The sequence below is a fragment of the Streptomyces sp. CC228A genome (assembly GCF_021390935.1).
Classification (GTDB): domain Bacteria; phylum Actinomycetota; class Actinomycetes; order Streptomycetales; family Streptomycetaceae; genus Streptomyces.
The window spans coordinates 268043-289642 of the sequence record NZ_JAJPUI010000003.1; the positions used below are offsets into that span (position 1 = coordinate 268043).

Here is a 21600-nt window from a genome sequence, read left to right on the forward strand (position 1 = left end):
GGCGTGGTCCGCGCGCCTCGGCCCCGTACGGCGCCGGGCGTGCTCCCACGGCGGCCGGAGGGGTGCGCCGGCCGCGTCACCGCCCCGGGGACGGCCTCCCCCCTGGCGCCGCGGCTCACGCCCACTGGTCGAACGCCAGCTTCGCGACGAGGGAGAGCACCACCACCAGCAGGACCCCGCGGACGAACTCCGCGCCCTTGCTCAGGGCCATCCTGGCGCCCAGGGTGGCGCCCGCCAGGTTGAAGGCCGCCATGAGGGCCGCCAGCTGCCACAGCACGTTGCCCTGGTAGGCGAACATGGCGAGGGCGCCGGCGTTGGTGCACACGTTCACGATCTTGGCGGTGGCGGAGGCCGTCACGAGGTCCAGGTGCAGGACGGCGGTCAGGGCCAGCACCAGGAACGTCCCGGTCCCGGGGCCGAACAGCCCGTCGTAGAAGCCGATGCCGCCGCCGACGAGGACGATCGCGGTCACCACCCTGGCCCGGCGGACCGGCCCGGCGGGCGGCTGCCCGGTGCCGAAGGACGGGCGCAGCAGCACGAAGGCGGCCACGCCCAGCAGCACGACGAGGATGACCGGGCGGAGCACGTCGCTGCTGATGCCGGCCGCGAAGAAGGCGCCGCCCATCGAACCGGCGAGCGCCGCCAGGCCGATCTGCAGGGCCCTGCCCACCCGCACGGGCGCCCTCCGGACGTAGGTGACGGCCGCGCCGGTCGTGCCGACGATCGCCACGGCCTTGTTGGTGCCGAGCACCTGGGCCGCGGGCGCCTGCGGCATGCCCAGCAGCAGGGCGGGGATGAGCAGCAGGCCGCCGCCGCCGACCACGGCGTCGATCCAGCCGGCCACGAGCGCGGCCAGGCACAGCAGCACGAGGACGGTCAGCGGTATGTCGGGCATGACCATGATCTTATGTAAGGGCCGGACTCGTCGTCCATCGGTTACAGCCGCGGGCGCCGTCCCCGGACGGCCGGATCGGGCGGTCCGGGAGCGGGACGCGGTCGCGCGGCGGCTCCTCACGTCCCCGGACCGGCCCCGCTGAGGTCAGCTTTCCTCCCGCGAAACAATCGGGATCCCGTCGGGTAACACCGCCGACGCAGGCTGCCGGACATGAGTACACGGATCGTGGTCGTCGGCGGCGGCACGGCGGGGGCACGCCTCGCCGAGCGGCTGCCCGTCACCCTGCTCGGCGAGGAGCCGCACGCCCCGTACAACCGGGTGCTGCTCGCGGACGTCCTGGCCGGCCGGTACGGGCCCGAGGTCATCGCCCTCCCCTCACCGCAGGGCGAGCCGGTGCGCCGCGGTGTGCGGGTCACCGGCATCGACCGGGAGGCCCGCGAGGTGCACTGCGGCGACGGGACCCGGGTCGCATACGACCGGCTGGTCCTGGCCACCGGCTCGAACCCGGTGCTGCCCCCGCTGCGGGGACTGGCCGGGAACGGCAGGCTGCCCGCCGGGGTGTACGCCTTCCGCACGCTGGACGACTGCCTGGCGCTCGACGCGCTGGCGCGCCGCGGCGCGCGGGCCGTCGTCATCGGCGGCGGGCTGCTCGGGGTGTCCGCGGCCAGGGCCCTGACGGCCCGGGGCGCCGAGGTGGTGCTGGCCCAGCAGGGCGAGCACCTGATGGAGCGCCAGCTCGACGCGGAGGCGTCCGGGCTGCTCCGCTCGCACCTGGCCGACCTCGGCGTGGAGGTCCACACCGAGTGCCGGGTGCGCGGCCTGAGGACCGCGGACGGCGCCGTCACCGCGGTCGAGCTGGCCGACGGGTTCGTGCTGGACGCGGACCTGGTCGTGCTGGCCTGCGGGGTGCGGCCGCGCGTGGGCCTCGCCCTGGAGGCGGGGCTGGACGTGCGGCGCGGCATCGTCGTGGACGACGAACTGCGCACCTCCGATCCGTACATCCACGCCATCGGCGACTGCGCCGAGCACGACGGGCGGCTCTACGGGCTGGCCGGTGCGGCTCTGGAGCAGGCCGACGTCCTGGCGGACCTCCTGTCCGGGGGCTCCGCCCGCTACCGGGGCACGCGCGCCCTGACCCGGCTCAGCCTGGACGCCCTGGAACTCGCGGCGTTCGGCGAGGCCGTGCCGCAGCCGGGCGACGACACCGTGCGGCTGGCCGACGCGACCCGCGGGGCGTACCGGAAGGTCGTCGTCCGCGGGGACCGTCTCGTCGGCGGCGTCCTGCTCGGCGACCTCGCCGCGGTCGGCACGCTCGCCCGGGCGTGGGAGGGCGACGAAGCCCTCCCGGACGCTCCCCTGCTGCATCTGCTCACCCACGACGGAGGCTCCTGACATGCCGCACACGCCCGGGGCTGCGAACACGCCCACCCTCGTCCTCGTCGGCCACGGCATGGTCGGCCAGCGCTTCCTGGAGGCCCTCGCCGAGCGCGGGGTGACCGCGCGGTCGCGGGTGGTCGTGCTGTGCGAGGAGCCGCGGCCCGCCTACGACCGGGTCCACCTCACCTCGTACTTCTCCGGCACGACGCCCGACGAGCTGTCCATGGTGCCCGAGGGGTTCATGGCCGAGCACGGCATCGAGCTGCACACCGGCGACCCCGCGGTGGCGATCGACCGGGCGGCGCGCACGGTGACCGCCCGCTCGGGCGCGGTGTTCCCGTACGACACCCTGGTCCTGGCCACCGGGTCGTACCCGTTCGTGCCGCCGGTGCCCGGCAAGGACGCGACGGGCTGCTTCGTCTACCGGACCATCGAGGACCTCCTCGCCATCGAGGAGTACGCGAAGGGCGCCGCGACCGGTGCCGTGGTGGGCGGCGGCCTGCTGGGCCTGGAGGCGGCGGGCGCGCTGAAGGGCCTGGGCCTGCGCACGCACGTGGTGGAGTTCGCCCCCCGGCTGATGCCGGTGCAGGTGGACGAGGGCGGCGGCGCCGCCCTGCTGCGCACCATCGAGGGCATGGGCCTGTCCGTCCACACGGGCGTCGGCACCCAGGAGGTCGTCGCCGGCGAGGACGGCGCCGTGACCGGCATGAAGCTGTCGGACGGCTCGGAGCTGGCCACGGACCTGGTGGTGTTCTCGGCGGGCGTCCGCCCCCGCGACCAGCTGGCCCGGGAGTGCGGCCTGGAGGTCGGGGAGCGCGGCGGCATCGTCGTCGACGAGCGGTGCCGCACGTCCGATCCGGCCGTGTTCGCGATCGGCGAGTGCGCCCTCGCGGCGGACGGCCGGGTGTACGGCCTGGTGGCGCCCGGCTACGAGATGGCGCTGGCGGCCGCCGACACCGTCGTGGAGCGGGAGGCGTCGTTCACCGGGGCGGACACCTCGACGAAGCTGAAGCTGCTGGGCGTGGACGTGGCGTCGTTCGGTGACGCGCACGGCACCGCGGAGGGCTGCCTCGACGTGGTCTACTCCGACTCGCGGTCCGGCATCTACAAGAAGCTGGTGGTCGCGGCGGACGGCACGCTGCTGGGCGGCGTCCTGGTCGGCGACGCCGAGCAGTACGGGATGCTGCGGCCGCTGACCGGGACCGTGCCGCCGGTGTCGCCCGAGCAGCTGGTGCTGCCCGCGGGCGCGGGCGCCCCGGCCGCGCTGGGCCCGGAGGCGCTGCCGGACGAGGCAGTGATCTGCTCGTGCCACAACGTCACCAAGGGCGCGATCTGCGAGCACACCACGCTGCCCGAGGTGAAGAAGTGCACCAAGGCGGGCACGGGCTGCGGCAGCTGCGTGAAGGTCATCGAGAAGCTGCTGCCCAAGAGCGGCGACGGCGGCCTGTGCACCTGCTTCGCCAGGACCCGGCAGGAGCTGTACGAGATCGTGCAGGTGCTGCGCATCACCTCGTACGCCGAACTCCTCGACCGCTACGGCCGCGAGGAGGCCCGCGGCGGCGAGGGCTGCGAGGTCTGCAAGCCCACCGTGGCCTCGATCCTGGCGTCCCTGTCGAACGGCTACATCCTGGACGGGGAGCAGGCGGCGCTCCAGGACACCAACGACCACTTCCTCGCCAACATCCAGAAGAACGGCTCGTACTCGATCGTGCCGCGCATCCCCGGCGGTGAGATCACCCCGGAGAAGCTGATCGTCCTCGGCGAGGTCGCCAAGGACCACGGCCTCTACATGAAGATCACCGGAGCGCAGCGGATCGACATGTTCGGGGCGCGGGTCGAGCAGCTCCCGGGCATCTGGGCGCGGCTGGTCGACGCGGGCTTCGAGTCGGGGCACGCCTACGGCAAGGCGCTGCGGACCGTGAAGTCCTGCGTGGGCCAGACCTGGTGCCGGTACGGCGTGCAGGACTCGGTGCGGATGGCGATCGACCTGGAGCTGCGCTACCGGGGCCTGCGGGCGCCGCACAAGCTGAAGTCGGGGGTGTCCGGCTGCCAGCGGGAGTGCGCGGAGGCGCAGAGCAAGGACTTCGGCATCATCGCCACGGCCAACGGCTGGAACCTGTACGTGGGCGGCAACGGCGGCGCGAACCCGCGCCACGCGGACCTGCTGGCGAAGGATCTGTCGGACGCCGAGCTGGTCCGGCTGATCGACCGGTTCCTCATGTACTACGTCCGCACGGCGGAGCGGCTGGAGCGCACGGCGCCGTGGATCGAGCGGATCGGCTTCGACCACGTGCGGCAGGTCGTGGTGGAGGACTCGCTGGGGATCGGCGAGGAGCTGGACGAGCTGATGGCCCGGCACGTGGCGAACTTCCGCGACGAGTGGGCGGAGACGCTCAACGACCCCGAGCGGCTGCGCCGGTTCGTGTCCTTCGTGAACGCCCCCGAGACCCCGGACCCGACGGTGCAGTTCGTGCCGGAGCGGGACCAGATGAAGCCGAACCTGACGATCCTCACCCTGGAAGGGGTCAGCGCGCGATGAAGCTGGAACTCTCCCCCGGCGGCGGCGAGTGGCTGCCGGTCTGCGACCCGGAGGTGCTGACGCCCGGCCGGGGCATGGCGGCGCTGCTGCCGGACGGCCGCCAGGCGGCGCTGTTCCGGGACCGGTCGGGGCGGCTGTACGCGATCGACAACCGCGACCCGTTCACCGGCGCGCAGGTGCTGGCCCGGGGGCTGATCGGCACGGCGGCGGGGCGGACGTTCGTGGCGTCGCCGCTGCTGAAGCAGCGCTTCGACCTGGAGACGGGGCGGTGCCTCGACGACGACGAGGTGGCGGTGGCCGTCTACCCGGTGCGGACCGCCTGAGTCCGCGCCGGGCGGGGGAACGTCGACGCGGGGTCCGTGGTGGCACGGACCCCGTCGTCGTCGGCCGCCCGGGGCGGCCCGGTGGCCGTCAGCCCTGCGCGGCCTGCGGTCCGGCCTGCGCCCGCATCTTCTCGACGTCCATCCAGGCGATCTCCCAGATGTGGTGGTCCGGGTCCTGGAAGGAGCGGCTGTACATCCAATCGCCGTACTCCTGGGTGGCGTTGCCCGGCGAGCCGCCGTGGGCCAGGGCGGTGTCGACGAGCTCGTCCACCTGCGCGCGGCTCTCCGCGCTGAGCGCGATCATGGTCTCGGTGGTGGTGGCGGCGTCGGCGATCTCCTTCTCCGTGAACGACCGGTAGAAGGGCTCGGTCAGCAGCATCGCGAAGATCGTGTCGCTGAAGACCAGGCAGGCGGCGTTCTCGTCGGTGAACTCCGGGTTGAAGGAGTAGCCCAGCTTCGTCCAGAACGCCTTGCTGGCGTCCAGGTCCTTCACCGGCAGGTTCACGAAGATCATCTGTGCGGTCATGGCGGGTTGCGGTCCCTTCGGTGTGCCGTGGTGGCGCTTACGGAAGGGTGGACCGGCGGGCCCGCCGGAACTCATCGGCGCCCGCCAGATTTTTTTCGGCCGCCCCGGGCGGCGGGTCCCGCCGCGGCGTACGAGGAGTGCCGGCACGGGTCGTCCCACCACTCCCCCGGGCCCCCTGAGCAGCGGCCGCCCCGCCGCGGCGCAGCCGACCGCCGCACGCTTCTTCCGCTTCACCGCTTGTTGATGCACCGTCAATCCGGCACTCGTAAGTTCCCGCAGCGCGCGACCCCGTCGCCGAAGCGAGCGACGGGGCGGTCACGATTCCTCTGGAGTGATCTCGTGGAACGTCGCAGCTTCCTGCGCGGAGCGGTCGCCGGTGGCACCGCCATGGCCTTCGGTTACACCCTGATGCAGGGCGCGGCCTACGCGGCCCCCGCCCAGCCCGGCACCGGCCCGTACGGCCCGCTCGGCGCGGCCGACGCCAACGGCATCCAGCTCCCCGCCGGCTTCACCAGCCGGGTCGTCGCCCGGTCCGGCCAGAAGGTCGCGGGCACCTCGTACACCTGGCACAGCGCCCCCGACGGCGGGGCCTGCTTCGCGGACGGCACCGGCTGGATCTACGTCTCCAACTCCGAGATCTCCAGCACGGGCGGCGCGGGCGCCGTCCGGTTCGACTCCTCGGGCAACATCACCGGCGCCTACCGGATCCTGTCGAACACCAACCGCAACTGCGCGGGCGGCAAGACGCCGTGGAACACCTGGCTGTCCTGCGAGGAGGTCACCACCGGCTACGTCTACGAGACCGACCCGTGGGGCGTGAAGGCCGCGGTGCGGCGCCCCGCCATGGGCAGGTTCAACCACGAGGCGGCCGCCGCCGACCCGGTCCGGAAGGTGGTCTACCTCACGGAGGACATGTCGGACGGCTGCTTCTACCGGTTCGTGCCGAACACCTGGGGCGACCTGTCCTCCGGCACCCTCCAGGTGCTCAAGGCGGGCTCGGCCACCTCCGGCAGCTTCACCTGGGCGACGGTGCCCGACCCGGACGGCTACCCCACCGCCACGCGCAAGCAGGTCTCGGGTGCGAAGAGGTTCAACGGCGGCGAGGGCTGCCACTACGCCAACGACACCGTCTGGTTCACGACCAAGGGCGACAACCGCGTCTGGCAGCTGAACGTCGCCGCCGGCACCTACGAGCTGGCGTACGACGACTCGCTGGTGAGCGGCACCGCCCCGCTGACCGGTGTGGACAACATCACCGGTGCGTCCTCGGGCGACCTGTACGTCGCCGAGGACGGCGGCAACATGGAGATCTGCGTGATCACGCCGGACGACGTGGTGGCGCCGTTCCTGCGGATCAACGGCCAGTCGAGCTCCGAGATCTGCGGGCCCGCCTTCTCGCCCGACGGCAAGCGGCTGTACTTCTCCAGCCAGCGCGGCACGAGCGGCAGCTCGTCCGGCGGCATCACCTACGAGGTGACGGGGCCGTTCCGGGCGTAGCCCCGCCTGCGGGGCCGCTCCCGCACCTCCGGCCGGGCGCCGCCGTGCAGCAGGGCGGCGCCCAACGGCGTCAGCGTGTGCAGCACGGAGCTTCCCTGGCGCAGCGTGACGACGAGCCCGGCGTCGCGCAGCACACCGGCGTGCTGGCTCGCCGAGGCCAGGGACACCCCTGCCCGGCGGGCCAGCTCGCTCGTCGTCCCGCCGTGCCCGATGGCCTTCAGGACCGCCGAGCGGGTGTGGCCCACCAGCCGGCCCAGCGACCCGTCCGGTTCCGCGTGCGCGGCCGGCGCGTCCGTGTGGGTCACCGGGTAGACGAGGACCGGCGGCAGCCCCGGGTCGCGGTACGTCACGGCGCTGCCGCGGCAGAAGTACGACGGCTGGAGCAGCAGCCCGCGCCCGTCGAGGTGCAGGTCCCGGTCGACCGGGTAGTCCGCCTCCAGGACGGGCGCCCGCCACCGCAGCATCGGCGGCAGCGACGCCAGCAGCTCCTCGGCGCCGCCGTCGAGGAGCGCCCGGCCGCGCACGGCGCGGTCCGCCTCCACCCGGGACTGGATGTACGTCCAGTACGGCTCGATGGCGGCCCGGTGGTAGCCGCGCAGGGCCCCGAGGAGGCGGCTGAAGGACTCCGGGCGGCCCTCGCCGAGCCCCGCCGTCCAGGACGGCAGCGGGGCCGCCGCGGGGCGCTCCGCGGCCAGCAGCTCCAGCTCGGCGCCCATCCGCTCCTGCGGTGTCGCCCGCAGCGCCTCCAGGGCCGGGTCGAGTCCGTGCAGGCCCTCCGGCGGCGTCAGGAAGTCGGGGAAATAGCCCCGGGCCGGCACGAGCGCGCCCAGCAGCCGCGTTTCGCCGTTCAGCCGCGTGCGGGTTTGGGCCCGCCATTCCCCGTAGACCAGCGCGCCGCGGCGGTCCCGCAATCGGTGAAAGCTGAGAACCGTTTCCCACAGGACGTCGGGCCGGGCGGCCATCCGGACCCCGGCGAGATCCGCACCGGTGAAATGTATACGAAGCACTGAACCCCCACCTGTTGCATCCGCAATCACCCCCCACCGATGAGTATGCATGCCATCACAGGTTGTTACCACGGCATTTCAGCCACACTTGAAACCTATGGCCACGGGTGGCCCCGAACCGAAAAGCTGTACGCCGTCGGACAGGAAACCTTCAGGACCGAGGTGGCGTGTCGAAGACCGTGGGGGGCTTCTCACGCCCGGCGGCGGGCCTGAAAGGTTGCGGCTCTCCTGTCTGGCAGGGGTAATGGGGCGCGGTCGGCGGGTGGGGATCCGGTGGCCGCGCTCCGCCCTGCGTTTGCGGGTACAAGGCGGAGAATTGACGCGAAGTCACCGGCCCGTAAAAAGTCCGGACTTCAACTTGCGAGAATTCAACCGCCCGTAATTCACCCGGAACCTCCATTCCACGCACCGGACGAAACAGTACGGGGCGGACACCTCCGCACAAGGTGTCCGCCCCGTCTCGGTGTACCGGGGCCGCCGCCGATCGGTGAGGGTCGGGTGACAGACGGCGGCCCCGGCGGCCTGGGCAGGTTGCCGCCCGGTGACGCGGGCGGCGCGTGGTGGTGCGCCGGGACCGCCGCCGATCGGTACTGGTCGGAGACAGGCGGCGGCCCCGGCAGCCGGGGGCCGGCCGTCCAGCGGGAGCGGACGGCCGGGGAGGGCCGTACGAGACGGCCGGGTGTGGCGGCCGCCCTGTCGGGACGGCCGGGGGTGGCCGTACGGGACGGCCCGGATGGCGGCCGTAGGGGACGGCCGGGGTGGCTGTTCGGGAGGGACCGGCCGGCCGCCCGCGGGTGCGGGCGGCCGCCGGGCCCGCGTCAGCGGCTGTCGCTGCCGGCGGACTGCGCCGCGGCGCGGCCCGCCTCCAGGCGCGCCACCGGGATCCGGAACGGCGAGCAGGAGACGTAGTCGAGGCCGACCTCGTGGAAGAAGTGCACCGACTCCGGGTCGCCGCCGTGCTCGCCGCAGACGCCGAGCTTGATGTCGGGGCGGGTGGCCCGGCCGGCCTCCACGGCGTGGCGGACCAGGGAGCCCACACCGTCCTTGTCGATGGTCTCGAACGGGCTGACGCCGAAGATGCCCTTCTCCAGGTACGCGGTGAAGAAGCTGGCCTCCACGTCGTCCCGGGAGAAGCCCCACACGGTCTGCGTGAGGTCGTTCGTGCCGAACGAGAAGAACTCGGCGGCCTCCGCGATCTGCCCGGCGGTCACGGCGGCACGCGGCAGCTCGATCATGGTGCCGAGCGCCAGGTCCAGCTCGACGCCACTGGACTGCGCGACCTCCGCGATGACCTGCTCGGCCTCCTCGCGGACCAGTTCCAGCTCCTGCACCGTGCCGACCAGCGGGATCATGATCTCGACGCGCGGGTCGCCCTTGGCGTCGATCCGCTCGGCCGCGGCCTCCGCGATGGCCCGCACCTGCATGGTGAACAGGCCGGGGATGACCAGTCCGAGGCGGACCCCGCGCAGGCCCAGCATCGGGTTCTGCTCGTGCAGCCGGTGCACGGCCTGCAGCAGGCGCAGCTCGTTCTCGTGCGGCTCCTTGCGGGACTCCGCGAGGGCGACGCGCACCGAGAGCTCGGTGATGTCGGGCAGGAACTCGTGCAGCGGCGGGTCCAGGAGGCGGACGGTGACCGGCAGGCCGTCCATCGCCTCGAAGAGCTCGACGAAGTCGCCCTTCTGCAGCGGCAGCAGCGCCTTCAGGGCGTCCTCGCGCTCGGCGTCCGTGTCGGCGAGGATGAGCCGCTCGACGTACTGGCGGCGCTCGCCGAGGAACATGTGCTCGGTGCGGCACAGGCCGATGCCCTGGGCGCCGAACCGGCGGGCGCGCAGCGCGTCCTCGGCGTTGTCGGCGTTGGCGCGCACCCGCAGTCGGCGGCGGCGGTCGGCGTAGGCCATCATGCGGTGCACCGACTGGACGAGTTCGTCGGCGTCGTCGGCGCCGGCGTGCATGCGGCCCTCGAAGTACTCGACCACCGGCGACGGTACGACGGGTACCTCTCCCAGGTAGACCTTGCCGGTGGAGCCGTCGATGGAGATGACGTCGCCCTCCTCGACGACGTGCCCGCCGGGCACCGTCATGCGCCGGCGCTTGGTGTCGACCTCCAGCTCCTCGGCGCCGCAGACGCAGGTCTTGCCCATGCCGCGGGCGACGACGGCGGCGTGCGAGGTCTTGCCGCCGCGGGAGGTGAGGATGCCCTCGGCGGCGATCATGCCGTCCAGGTCGTCCGGGTTCGTCTCGCGACGGATGAGGATGACCTTCTCACCGGAGCGGGACCACTTGACGGCGGTGTACGAGTCGAAGACGGCCTTGCCGACGGCCGCGCCCGGGGAGGCGGCGATGCCGCGGGCGACCTTCTCGACGGTCGCCTTCTCGTCGAAGCGCGGGAACATGAGCTGGGCGAGCTGCGCGCCCGTGACCCGCTGGAGCGCCTCGGCCTCGTCGATGAGGCCCTGGTCGACGAGCTGGGTGGCGATCCGGAAGGCGGCCCCGGCGGTGCGCTTGCCGACCCGGGTCTGGAGCATCCACAGCTGACCGCGCTCGATCGTGAACTCGATGTCGCAGAGGTCCCTGTAGTGGTTCTCCAGCTTCTCCATGATCGCCATGAGCCGGTCGTACGACGTCTTGTCGATGGACTCCAGCTCGGCGAGCGGGACGGTGTTGCGGATGCCGGCCACGACGTCCTCGCCCTGCGCGTTCTGCAGGTAGTCGCCGTACACGCCCTGGTGGCCGGAGGCGGGGTCGCGGGTGAAGGCGACGCCGGTGCCGGAGTCCGGTCCGAGGTTGCCGAAGACCATGGTGCACACGTTGACGGCGGTGCCGAGGTCGTGCGGGATGCGCTCCTGGCGGCGGTACAGCTTGGCGCGGTCGCCGTTCCAGGAGTCGAAGACCGCCTTGATGGCGAGGTCCATCTGCTCGCGCGGGTCCTGCGGGAAGTCGCGGCCCGCCTCGTTCTTGACGATCTTCTTGAACGTGCGGACGAGCTTCTTCAGGTCGGCGGGCTCCAGGTCGGTGTCGACCGTGACCTTCTTGGCCTTCTTCGCCTCGTCGAGCGCCTCCTCGAAGAGTTCGCCCTCGACGCCCAGCACGGTCTTGCCGAACATCTGGATGAGGCGGCGGTACGAGTCCCAGGCGAACCGCTCGTCGCCGGACTGCCGGGCGAGGCCCTCCACGGACGCGTCGGACAGGCCGATGTTGAGGACGGTGTCCATCATGCCCGGCATGGAGAACTTGGCGCCGGAGCGGACGGAGACGAGGAGGGGGTTGTCGGCCTGGCCGAGCTTCTTGCCCATCGCCTCCTCGAGGGCGGCGAGGTGGGCGCTCACCTCGTCGCGCAGGGCGGGCGGCTCGGCGCCGCTCTCCAGGTAGACCTTGCACGCCTCGGTGGTGATCGTGAAGCCGGGTGGCACCGGGAGACCGAGGTTGGTCATCTCGGCGAGGTTGGCGCCTTTACCACCGAGAAGGTCCTTGAGGTCCTTGTTGCCCTCGGTGAAGTCGTAGACGAACTTCTGATCTTTGATTTCCGACACGGGTCTCGACTCCTCGGAGACGCGGTGGCTGCCCTGACGGCGAGGAACATACCCAGATCGAAGGCGTCTGTGGAGGTACACCTACCCGTCATGGGGCCTTAACCACTCGTCCGCCAACAGATTGAAAGTTACGGCGACGTTGCGCCGTGAGCGCCCGAGGATTCACCCCTTGAAGAGTGGATCTCACAGAAGAGCGAACATCCCGCTCACATGAGCGACTAGGAACCGTATGCGTTCACTTCTTGAACGCTCGAAGAGGTGGCACTCAGTGCCATCCTTAGAGAAGTACAGCCGCCCTAAACACGCTCATCTGAGCGCAACCCCTATCAGAGGTGGCGAGAATCACGCCGCCGTCCGCCACCGGATCCCACGATCCGGACGCGCGGAAGGGGCCCGCCGGAACGTCCCGGCGAGCCCCTTCCGCCCCTGGTCAGCCGCCCGAGGTGTCCAGTTCCGCGTCGGAACCCACGGCCGCGCAGTCGTACGGGTCCTTCAGCCAGCCGTCCGGCAGGACGACGCGGTTGTTCCCCGAGGTCCGCCCCCGCGGGCCGTCCGCGCCGGCCGGCCAGGGCTGGTCCAGGTCTAGCCCGCTCAACTGAGCGCGCAGCTCGTCCAGGGACGAGGTGACCGCGAGCCGCTTGCGCATCTCGGAACCGACCGCGAAGCCCTTCAGGTACCAGGCCACGTGCTTGCGGAAGTCGATGACACCGCGCGACTCGTCACCGATCCACTCCCCCAGCAGCCGTGCGTGGCGCACCATGACGTCCGCGACCTCCCGCAGCGTCGGCGCGGCCGCCGCGCCGGTCCCCTCGAACGCCGCCACGAGGTCCCCGAAGAGCCAGGGCCTGCCCAGGCAGCCGCGCCCGACGACGACCCCGTCGCAGCCGGTCTGCCGCATCATGCGCAGGGCGTCCTGCGCCGACCAGATGTCGCCGTTGCCGAGCACGGGGATCTCGGGCACGTGCTCCTTGAGCCGCGCGATGGCGTCCCAGTCGGCCGTGCCGCCGTAGTGCTGGGCGGCGGTGCGCCCGTGCAGGGCGATCGCGGTCACGCCCTCCTCGACGGCGATCCGCCCGGCGTCGAGGTACGTGGTGTGGTCGTCGTCGATGCCCTTGCGCATCTTCATGGTGACCGGGAGGTCCCCGGCGTTGGAGACGGCCTCGTGCAGGATCGCCCGCAGCAGCGGCCGCTTGTACGGGAGGGCGGACCCGCCGCCCTTGCGGGTCACCTTCGGGACCGGGCAGCCGAAGTTCAGGTCGATGTGGTCCGCGAGGTCCTCATCGACGATCATGCGCACCGCCTTGCCGACGGTGACCGGATCCACCCCGTAGAGCTGGATCGAGCGCGGCGTCTCACTCGCGTCGAAGTGGATGAGCTGCATGGTCTTCTCGTTGCGCTCGACCAGCGCCCGGGTCGTGATCATCTCGCTCACGAACAGCCCCTTGCCGCCGCTGAACTCGCGGCAGAGCGTGCGGAACGGGGCGTTCGTGATGCCGGCCATGGGGGCGAGCACCACCGGCGGCTGCACGGTGTGCGGACCGATCGACAAGGGAGCGAAGGGGCTGAACGCGGTCATTGCCCCATTGTCGCGTATCCCCGGCGGAGCCCGGCGGCCGGTGGAGGACAGCGCGGAGCCGCGGGCGGTACGCGGCAGACACGGCGGGGCGGACCCGCGGCGGGGCGGGCGGCGCGCAGGGCGTACCAGGCGGGCGGCAGCGGGCATCAGGCAGTCCGCAGGTGGTCCACACGCACCGGGCAGGCCGGGCCGGCCATGGGCATGGGTACGGCGGGCGGCACCGGCAAGGCCGGCGACGGGCCGCACCGGGCAGGCAGCCCGTCCCACACGCACCAGGCCGCGGGCATCAGGCAGTCCGTCCGTGGCCCGCGCTCCGGGCAGCAAGCGGGCCGCCGGGCACCGGGCCGCGGTCGGCGGGTGGTCGCGTGCATGGCCGCGGGCTCGGAGTGCCGCCGTGGCGCCGGGAACGCCGCGAGGGGCGGGGACCGCCGCGGTCCCCGCCCCTCGCCCTGCCGCCGGCGCGGCCGCGCGTCAGTCCTGCGCCGCGCGCTCGCGCATCTTCCTCAGCAGTTCCTGCCGCTGTTCGTCAGCGGCCCTGCGGTCCGCGGCGGACGCGGTGCCGCCGTCCTGCCGCTGCGCGCGGGACAGCTTCTTGCGCTGCCCGCCCACGCCGAGCAGGTTGTTGCGGTTCTTGGCCATGGCGGGGTCTCCCTTCGGGGTGAGAAGTGGTCCTGGACACATCAGGTGGGGCGTCACGGGCTCAGGCGGCCCGGCGCACTCTCACTCGTAGATCGGGAGGAAGGAGTACACGCGCCGCACGCTACCGGTGCAGCGACCGGCAGGCATCCGTTTTTCCGGTCCTGCGGAACCGGGCGTCCCCGCGGGACCGGCATACGGCGAGGCCCCCGGTTCCGCTTCCTGAACCGGGGGCCTGAGCCGTACGCCTGCGGCGCGTCAGCAGCCGATCAGGCGGGAGGCGAGGTAGCCCTCGACCTGGTCGAGGGAGACGCGCTCCTGCTTCATGGAGTCACGCTCGCGGACGGTGACCGCGTTGTCCTCCAGGGTGTCGAAGTCGACGGTCACGCAGAACGGCGTGCCGATCTCGTCCTGGCGGCGGTAGCGGCGGCCGATGGCGCCCGCGTCGTCGAAGTCGATGTTCCAGTGCTTGCGCAGGTCGGCGGCGAGGCCCTTGGCCTTCGGGGACAGCTCCGGGTTGCGGGACAGCGGCAGGACCGCGACCTTCACCGGCGACAGGCGCGGGTCGAGCCGCAGCGAGGTGCGCTTCTCCAGCTTGCCCTTGGCGTTGGGCGCCTCGTCCTCGACGTACGCGTCCAGCAGGAAGGCCAGCATGGCGCGGCCGACACCGGCGGCCGGCTCGATCACGTAGGGGGTCCAGCGCTCGCCGGCCTCCTGGTCGAAGTACGACAGGTCCTGGCCGGAGGCGCGGGAGTGCGCGTTCAGGTCGTAGTCGGTGCGGTTGGCGACACCCTCCAGCTCGCCCCACTCGCTGCCGCCGAACCGGAAGCGGTACTCGATGTCGGCGGTGCGCTTCGAGTAGTGGGAGAGCTTCTCCTTCGGGTGCTCGTACCAGCGCATGTTCTCCTCACGGAGACCCAGGCCCGTGTACCAGTTCCAGCGCTGCTCCATCCAGTACTCGTGCCACTGCTCGTCCTCGCCCGGCTTGACGAAGAACTCCATCTCCATCTGCTCGAACTCGCGGGTGCGGAAGATGAAGTTGCCCGGAGTGATCTCGTTCCGGAAGGACTTGCCCGTCTGCGCGATGCCGAACGGCGGCTTCTTGCGCGACGTCTGCTGCACCTGGGCGAAGTTGGTGAAGATGCCCTGCGCGGTCTCCGGGCGCAGGTAGGCGACGGAGCCGGAGTCCTGGGTGGGGCCGAGGTGGGTGGAGAGGAGGCCGGAGAACTGCTTGGGCTCGGTGAACATGCCCTTGTTGCCACAGTTCGGGCAGTTCAGGTCGGCGAGGCCGTTCTCGGGCAGGCGGCCGTGCTTCTCCTCGTACGCCTCCTCCAGGTGGTCCGCGCGGAAGCGCTTGTGGCAGGAGGTGCATTCGGTGAGCGGGTCGGTGAAGGTGGCGACGTGACCGGACGCCTCCCACACCTCGGAGGCCAGGATCACCGACGAGTCGATGCCGACGACGTCCTCGCGGGACGTGACCATGTAGCGCCACCACTGGCGCTTGATGTTCTCCTTCAGCTCGACGCCGAGCGGCCCGTAGTCCCAGGCGGCACGCTGACCGCCGTAGATCTCGCTGCAGGGGTAGACGAAGCCACGGCGCTTGCTGAGGCTGACGATGGTGTCGATCTTGTCGGCGGCCACGGTGCTCTCTTCATTACGACGACGACGAAGCGAATGCCTCACATTAGCGGCGCGTACGGCCCCGGGATCAAATCGGTGGGTGGTGCGGGCCACTTGACCCGTTTGTTGACAATCGTTTCCAGCAAAGTTGAAAATGAGTGTCATGAACGTACGACGCTCCATATCCGCCGCCACCGCCACCGGGGCCGCCGCCCTCGCCCTGGTCACGCTCTCCGCCTGCAGCGGCTCCTCCGCCGCGGGCGAGCAGAACAAGGACGGCAAACTGGACGTCGTCACGTCCTTCTACCCGATGCGGTTCCTGGCCGAGCAGGTCGGCGGCGAGCACGTCGCGGTCAGCACGCTCACCGAGCCGGGCACCGACCCCCACGACCAGACGATCACCGCCCGCCAGCGGGTCGAGCTGGAGAGCGCCGGCTACGTGCTGCACCTCACGGGGGTCCAGCCCGCCGTCGACGACGCGATCAAGGAAGCGGGCGTCAAGCACACCGTGGACGCCGCCACCCTCACCGAGCTGCACGTGCACGGCACCGGGGGCGACGGCCACGACCACGGCGGCTCCCACTCCGACGAGCACAAGGGCGAGGCCGAGGGGCACGGCCACGAGGGCGAGGCGCACAGCGAGCACGGCCACGAGGGCGAGGCCCACTCCGACGGGCACGCGGCCGAGGCCGACGGACACGGCCACGAGGCCGAGGGCCACTCCGACGAGCACAAGGGCGAGGCCGAGGGGCACAGCCACGAGACCGAGGCCGGCACCGACCCGCACATCTGGCTGGACCCGCTGAAGTACGCCGAGGTCGCCGAAGGCGTCGGCGAGACCCTCGGCAAGGCCGACCCCGACCACGCGGCCGACTACAAGAAGAACGCCGACGCCCTGGTGAAGAAGCTGAAGGCGCTCGACGCGACGTTCACCGCCGGGCTGAAGAACACCGACACCAAGACCTTCATCACCACCCACTCCGCCTTCGGGTACCTCGCGGAGCGCTACGGCCTGAAGCAGGAGGGCATCGCCGGGCTCGACCCCGAGTCCGAGCCGACCCCGGCCCGCATCAAGGAGCTCCAGGAGGTCGCCAAGCGCGACAAGGTGACCACCGTCTTCTTCGAGACGCTCGCCAGCGACAAGACGGCCAAGACCCTCGCCAAGGACACCGGGCTGAAGACGGACGTCCTCGACCCCCTGGAGGGAATCACCGAGAAGTCCAAGGGCGCTGACTACTTCGAGGTCATGGAAGCCAACCTCGCCGCGCTGCAGAAGGCGCTCGGCGCGAAGTGACGCGCTCCCCCGGCAACCCCCTGGAGGCACGGTGAACAGCGAGCCGACCGTCATATCCGTCGAGGCCGCCACCGCGGCCCTCGGTTCCCGTCCCGTCCTGCGCGGAGTCGACTTCGCCGTACGGCGCGGCGAGGTCGTGTCGCTGCTCGGCGCCAACGGCTCGGGCAAGTCGACCGCCGTCCGCGCCGTGATCGGCCAGGTGCCGCTCACCGGCGGCCGGGTCTCGCTGTTCGGCACGGAGCTGCGCCGGTTCCGCGACTGGGCCCGCGTCGGGTACGTGCCGCAGCGCACCACCGCGGCCAGCGGGGTGCCCGCGACCGTCCGCGAGGTGGTGGCCGCCGGCCGGCTGTCCCGCACGGGGCTGCGCTGGCCCTCCCGCGCCGACCGGGCCGCCGTCGAGCGGGCCATCGAGCTCGTCGGCCTCGCCGACCGCGCCAAGGACTCCGTGTCCGCGCTGTCCGGCGGCCAGCACCAGCGGGTGCTGATCGCCCGGGCCCTCGCCTCCGAGCCCGAGCTGCTGATCATGGACGAGCCCATGGCGGGGGTCGACCTGGCCAGCCAGGAGGTTCTCGCCGCCACCCTGCGCGAGCAGGTCTCCCAGGGCACCACGGTGCTGCTCGTGCTGCACGAGCTGGGCCCGCTGGAGCCGCTGATCGACCGCGCAGTGGTGCTCAGGGACGGCTGCGTCGTCCACGACGGGCCGCCTCCGGAAGCCGTCGGGCAGCACGCCCTGCCCGGCCACGACCACGTCCATCCGCACGCGGCCGGCGAGCCGCTCCGCACGGGACTGCTGACCTGACCATGGAATTCCTCGACCACGCCTTCATGCAGCGGGCCCTGATCGCCGCCCTGCTGGTCGGTGTCACCGCGCCCGCCGTCGGCATCCACCTCGTCCAGCGCCGGCAGGCCCTGATGGGCGACGGAATCGGCCACATCGCGCTCACCGGCGTCGGCCTCGGCTTCCTGATGTCCGCGAACCCGGTGTGGACGGCCGCGCTGGTCTCCATCGCCGGCGCCGTGCTGATGGAGCTGATCCGGATGTACGGCAGGACGCGCGGCGACATCGCCCTCGCCCTGCTGTTCTACGGCGGCATGGCGGGCGGCGTGATGCTGATGAGCCTCTCCGACGCGGGCTCCAACGCGAAGCTGGTCACGTACCTCTTCGGCTCCCTGTCGACGGTCTCGGACGAGGACGTCGTCGCGATCTGCCTGCTGGCCGCGTTCGTCGTCGCCGTGTCGCTGGGGCTGCGGCGCCAGCTCTTCGCGGTCAGCCAGGACGAGGAGTTCGCCCGGGTCACCGGCCTGCCGGTGCGGGCGCTGAACCTCCTGGTGGCCGTGACCGCCGCGGTGACCGTGACGGTCGCCATGCGGGTGGTCGGCCTGCTGCTGGTCAGCGCCCTGATGGTGGTGCCGGTCGCGGCGGCGCAGCAGCTCACGCGGAGCTTCCGGGCGACGTTCGCGGTGGCGGTGCTGATCGGCGTGGGGGTCACCCTGACCGGCACGGTGACCACGTACTACCAGGACGTGCCGCCCGGGGCGACGATCGTGCTGCTGGCGCTCGGCGTCTTCGTCCTGTTCACCGCCCTCGCCGCGCCGCTGGCCCGGCGCCGGGCCAGAGCGGCCGAGGCCGCGGTGCACCCGGCGCCCCGGGCGGCCGGGGAGGCGGACGAAGTGCGGGTCTGATGCACGCCCGGCGGGCCCCTGCGCCGGGCCTGGCAGAATGGCCCGACGTACGACCGAAGTGAACGAGCGGGCCGAGGGCAAGGAGACACCTGTGGCGACGGCAGGATCCGGCGTACGCGGCCGGTCGACCCGGCAGCGCGCCGCCGTGGCGGCGGCGCTGAACGAGGTGGACGAGTTCCGCAGTGCGCAGGAGCTGCATGACATGCTCAAGCACCGCGGCGACTCGGTGGGGCTGACCACGGTCTACCGCACGCTGCAGTCGCTCGCGGAGGCGGGCGAGGTGGACGTGCTGCGCACCAGCGACGGCGAGGCCGTCTACCGGCGCTGCTCGACCGGCGAGCACCACCACCACCTGGTGTGCCGCAGCTGCGGCAAGGCCGTCGAGGTGGAGGGCCCGGCGGTCGAGGAGTGGGCGGACGCGATCGCGGCGCAGCACGGTTTCGTGAACGTGGCCCACACGGTCGAGATCTTCGGCACCTGCGCGGACTGCGCGGCCGCCCCGAAGGACTGACCCGGCCCTCACAGAGCCCCCGTACGACCTCCGCCGGCCCGGCGCCGGGAGGCCGTACGGGGGCTCCGTGCGTACCGGCCCGGCGGGGACCCGTCCGCCGCTCCCCCGGCGGCGGCGCGGCCGGGCGCTGCACCCGTCCTGCCGGGCAGTGGGCCCCAGGCCCGTACGCCGCCGGCCACCCGCCCCGGACCCGCGGGGCCGGCGGCCCGGTACCGGCCGGGCGCCTCCTCAAGGCGCCGCACCCGTCCGCCGGGCGGGGCGTGGCCACGGCCCGTACGCCGCCGGCCGCGCCCCCGGCCCGCGGGGCCGGCAGCCCGGGTACCGGCCGCGCGACTCTGCGGCCCCCGGGTCCTGCACGGCGGCACCCCCGTACGCCGCCGGCCGCGCCGCCCCGCCGACGGGGCTGCGCGGTGCCGTCGGCGCCGCCGGTGCACCACCGAGCGGCCCGCCATCCGCCGGCGGTCGCGCCGCCGCTCCCCACACACCTGGCCCCTCTACCGCAAGACGCCGCGTCCCGCCGCGTCAGAGCACCGGGCGCGGCGCCGCCGACCTTCGACGGCCGGCCCGCCGCACCCGCGGGCGGCGGCCTGCTCGGGGCGGCCGTCCGGGCCCCGTGCTCAGCCCGCCGCAGGCGCGCCGCCGCCGTCCGAGGGCTCCGCGCGGCCCTTCATCGCGGCCTCCATCGCGAGGAGTTCCTCGTTCGGGACGGCGCCGCCGAAGCGGCGGTCGCGCTGGGCGTACTCCAGGCACGCCCGCCACAGGTCGCGCCGGTCGAAGTCGGGCCACAGGACGTCCTGGAACACCATCTCGGCGTAGGCGCTCTGCCACAGCAGGTAGTTCGAGGTGCGCTGCTCGCCGCTCGGCCGCAGGAAGAGGTCGACGTCCGGCATGTCCGGGTAGTAGAGGTACTTCGCGAAGGTCTTCTCCGTGACCTTCGACGGGTCCAGCCGGCCCGCCTTCACGTCCTGCGCGAGGGCCTGCGCCGCGTCCGCGATCTCGGCCCGGCCGCCGTAGTTCATGCAGAAGTACAGGGTGAGCCGGTCGTTGTCCTTGGTCTGCTCCTGCGCCACCTGGAGCTCCTTGGCCACGGACTTCCACAGCTTGGGCATGCGGCCCACCCAGCGCACCCGGATGCCCAGCGCGTCGAGCTGGTCGCGGGTCTTGCGGATGAAGTCCCGGTTGAAGTTCATCAGGAAGCGCACCTCCTCGGGGGAGCGCCGCCAGTTCTCCGTGGAGAAGGCGTACAGGGAGATGCTGCCGACGCCCATCTCGACCGCGCCCTGCAGCACGTCCAGCACCCGCTCCGCGCCCACCTTGTGGCCCTCGGTGCGGGGCAGGCCGCGCTCCTTCGCCCAGCGGCCGTTCCCGTCCATGACGATCGCCACGTGCTCCGGCACGAGCTCGCCGGGGATCTTCGGCGGGCGGGCGCCGGACGGGTGCGGCTCGGGGTCCTGGTAGTCGCGCCGGGAGCGCCCGAGGAATCCGCGTCGTGCCATCGCCATGCGGCTCACTTCTCCTATGTCCTCTTGGTTCTCTGCGTGCTGCTTCTACTTGTCCACGTAGCGGAGCGAGCGCAGCCCGCGCTCCAGGTGCCAGTGCAGATACGCGGACACCAGTCCGCTCCCCTCCCTGACGTGGCGCGGTGCGCACGCGTCCGCCGTCTGCCAGTCGCCGGTCAGCAGCGCGCTGAGCAGAGCGACGGCCTCCGCAGAGGGTACGACGCTGCCGGGCACCCGGCAGTCCCCGCAGACCACCCCGCCCGCGGCGACGGAGAAGAACCGGTTCGGCCCGGGCAGGCCGCAGCGGGCGCAGCCGTCGAAGGAGGGGGCGTAGCCGTTGACGGCGAGGGAGCGCAGGAGGAAGGCGTCGAGGACGAGGCGGGGCGCGTGCTCGCCGCGGGCCAGGGTGCGCAGGGCGCCGACCAGGAGCAGGTACTGCTGGACGGCGGGCTCGCCCTCGTGGTCGGTGAACCGCTCGGCGGTCTCCAGCATGGCGGTGCCCGCGGTGTAGCGGTCGTAGTCCGTGACGATGCCGCCGCCGTACGGGGCGATGGTCTCCGTCTGGGTGCACAGCGGCAGACCGCGGCCGACGAGTTCGCCGCCGCGGGCGAAGAACTGCACGTCGACGTGCGAGAACGGCTCCAGCCTGGCGCCGAACTTGGACTTGGTGCGCCGGACCCCGCGCGCGACCGCCCGCACCCGGCCGTGGCCGCGGGTGAGGAAGGTGATGATCCTGTCGGCTTCGCCCAGCTTCTGGGTGCGCAGGACGATACCGTCGTCACGGAACAGGGTCATGCGCCCATTGTCCCGTACGGGGCGGGGGCTCCGGCCGGGTGGCGGCCGCGTACCGTCCCCGCCCGCGCACGCAGCCGGGACCGCCCCGCCCGCGGACGCCCCCGGCGCCGGTCAGGGGCTGCGCGGGGCCTCGGGCGCGCGGCGGCTCGGGGCCGGAAGGGGCGGGGTGCGGCCCGTCCGTGTGCGCCTCCACCCCGCCACCGGCCCGGAAAAGACATAACTCATACTTATGGGGTCATAGATCGGAACCGGGTACCGTCGCGTCGCTGTGCTTGTGAGGCTGGCAGACAAG

Annotated in this window: 17 protein-coding genes; 8 read left to right on the top strand and 9 right to left on the bottom strand. The window is 72.5% G+C overall.

The annotated features are described in order from the left end of the window. Positions 1–115: 115 nt before the first annotated feature. Entirely contained in the window at positions 116–895 is a 780-nt protein-coding gene (locus tag L6E17_RS11140) for a TSUP family transporter (protein WP_236240615.1), read from the bottom strand. Positions 896–1105: 210 nt separating this feature from the next. Here L6E17_RS11140 and L6E17_RS11145 point away from each other — a divergent pair, with 210 nt between their 5' ends. The 3 genes from L6E17_RS11145 to nirD are packed head-to-tail and all read left to right on the top strand — an operon-like array spanning position 1106 to position 5134. Beyond that, positions 1106–2287: an NAD(P)/FAD-dependent oxidoreductase gene (locus L6E17_RS11145; protein ID WP_236240616.1), complete on the top strand. Its 1182-nt coding sequence runs from the start codon at positions 1106–1108 to the stop codon at positions 2285–2287. A 1-nt stretch (position 2288) separates the two neighbouring features. Next, positions 2289–4811, top strand: a complete 2523-nt coding sequence (nirB, locus tag L6E17_RS11150) for a nitrite reductase large subunit NirB (protein ID WP_236240617.1) — start codon at positions 2289–2291, stop codon at positions 4809–4811. Then, entirely contained in the window at positions 4808–5134 is a 327-nt protein-coding gene (gene nirD / locus L6E17_RS11155; protein WP_236240618.1) for a nitrite reductase small subunit NirD, read from the top strand. Before nirB ends, nirD begins: the two co-directional genes overlap by 4 nt. Before the next feature lie 88 nt (positions 5135–5222). Here the strand turns inward: nirD and L6E17_RS11160 are convergent, their stop codons facing one another. Then, the gene (locus tag L6E17_RS11160) at positions 5223–5660 is read right to left on the bottom strand and encodes a VOC family protein (RefSeq protein ID WP_236240619.1); all 438 of its coding nucleotides are present in this window, start codon (positions 5658–5660) and stop codon (positions 5223–5225) included. Between the two features lie 339 nt (positions 5661–5999). On the opposite strand from L6E17_RS11160, the gene L6E17_RS11165 reads away from it, so the two are divergent. Beyond that, entirely contained in the window at positions 6000–7157 is a 1158-nt protein-coding gene (locus L6E17_RS11165; protein WP_236240620.1) for an alkaline phosphatase PhoX, read from the top strand. Here the strand turns inward: L6E17_RS11165 and L6E17_RS11170 are convergent. The 5 genes from L6E17_RS11170 to L6E17_RS11190 form a co-directional block, all read right to left on the bottom strand. After that, positions 7127–8164 (bottom strand): helix-turn-helix transcriptional regulator, encoded by a 1038-nt coding sequence (locus L6E17_RS11170; protein ID WP_236240621.1) that lies wholly within the window; start codon positions 8162–8164, stop codon positions 7127–7129. The two genes, L6E17_RS11165 and L6E17_RS11170, sit on opposite strands and share 31 nt — an antisense overlap. Before the next feature lie 818 nt (positions 8165–8982). Further along, positions 8983–11775: a pyruvate, phosphate dikinase gene (gene ppdK / locus L6E17_RS11175; RefSeq protein ID WP_374109036.1), complete on the bottom strand. Its 2793-nt coding sequence runs from the start codon at positions 11773–11775 to the stop codon at positions 8983–8985. Between the two features lie 349 nt (positions 11776–12124). After that, a complete protein-coding gene (gene dusB, locus L6E17_RS11180) occupies positions 12125–13270 on the bottom strand; it encodes a tRNA dihydrouridine synthase DusB (protein WP_236240623.1) in 1146 nt (381 codons plus the stop codon). Between the two features lie 471 nt (positions 13271–13741). Continuing rightward, on the bottom strand, positions 13742–13909 hold the full coding sequence (locus tag L6E17_RS11185) for a DUF6243 family protein (RefSeq protein ID WP_236240624.1): 168 nt from the start codon (positions 13907–13909) through the stop codon (positions 13742–13744). Positions 13910–14164: 255 nt separating this feature from the next. Beyond that, positions 14165–15547 carry a glycine--tRNA ligase gene (locus L6E17_RS11190; RefSeq protein ID WP_236240625.1) on the bottom strand — a complete coding sequence of 461 codons (1383 nt, stop codon included), beginning with the start codon at positions 15545–15547 and terminating at the stop codon, positions 14165–14167. A 142-nt stretch (positions 15548–15689) separates the two neighbouring features. On the opposite strand from L6E17_RS11190, the gene L6E17_RS11195 reads away from it, so the two are divergent. The 4 genes from L6E17_RS11195 to L6E17_RS11210 all read left to right on the top strand — a co-directional run bounded on the left by L6E17_RS11195 (position 15690) and on the right by L6E17_RS11210 (position 19014). Further along, complete coding sequence (locus tag L6E17_RS11195; protein WP_236240626.1) at positions 15690–16820, top strand: metal ABC transporter substrate-binding protein; 1131 nt, start codon at positions 15690–15692, stop codon at positions 16818–16820. Between the two features lie 31 nt (positions 16821–16851). Further along, positions 16852–17619, top strand: coding sequence for a metal ABC transporter ATP-binding protein (locus L6E17_RS11200; protein WP_236240627.1), 768 nt, complete (start codon positions 16852–16854; stop codon positions 17617–17619). Positions 17620–17621: 2 nt separating this feature from the next. Beyond that, positions 17622–18503, top strand: a complete 882-nt coding sequence (locus L6E17_RS11205) for a metal ABC transporter permease (RefSeq protein WP_236240628.1) — start codon at positions 17622–17624, stop codon at positions 18501–18503. Positions 18504–18594: 91 nt separating this feature from the next. Continuing rightward, positions 18595–19014: a Fur family transcriptional regulator gene (locus L6E17_RS11210; protein ID WP_236240629.1), complete on the top strand. Its 420-nt coding sequence runs from the start codon at positions 18595–18597 to the stop codon at positions 19012–19014. A gap of 617 nt (positions 19015–19631) precedes the next feature. Here L6E17_RS11210 and L6E17_RS11215 read toward each other — a convergent pair. Then, positions 19632–20510, bottom strand: a complete 879-nt coding sequence (locus tag L6E17_RS11215) for an isoprenyl transferase (RefSeq protein WP_236240886.1) — start codon at positions 20508–20510, stop codon at positions 19632–19634. 51 nt (positions 20511–20561) lie between these two features. Next, positions 20562–21308: a DNA repair protein RecO gene (recO, locus tag L6E17_RS11220; RefSeq protein ID WP_236240630.1), complete on the bottom strand. Its 747-nt coding sequence runs from the start codon at positions 21306–21308 to the stop codon at positions 20562–20564. Between the last annotated feature and the right edge of the window lie 292 nt (positions 21309–21600).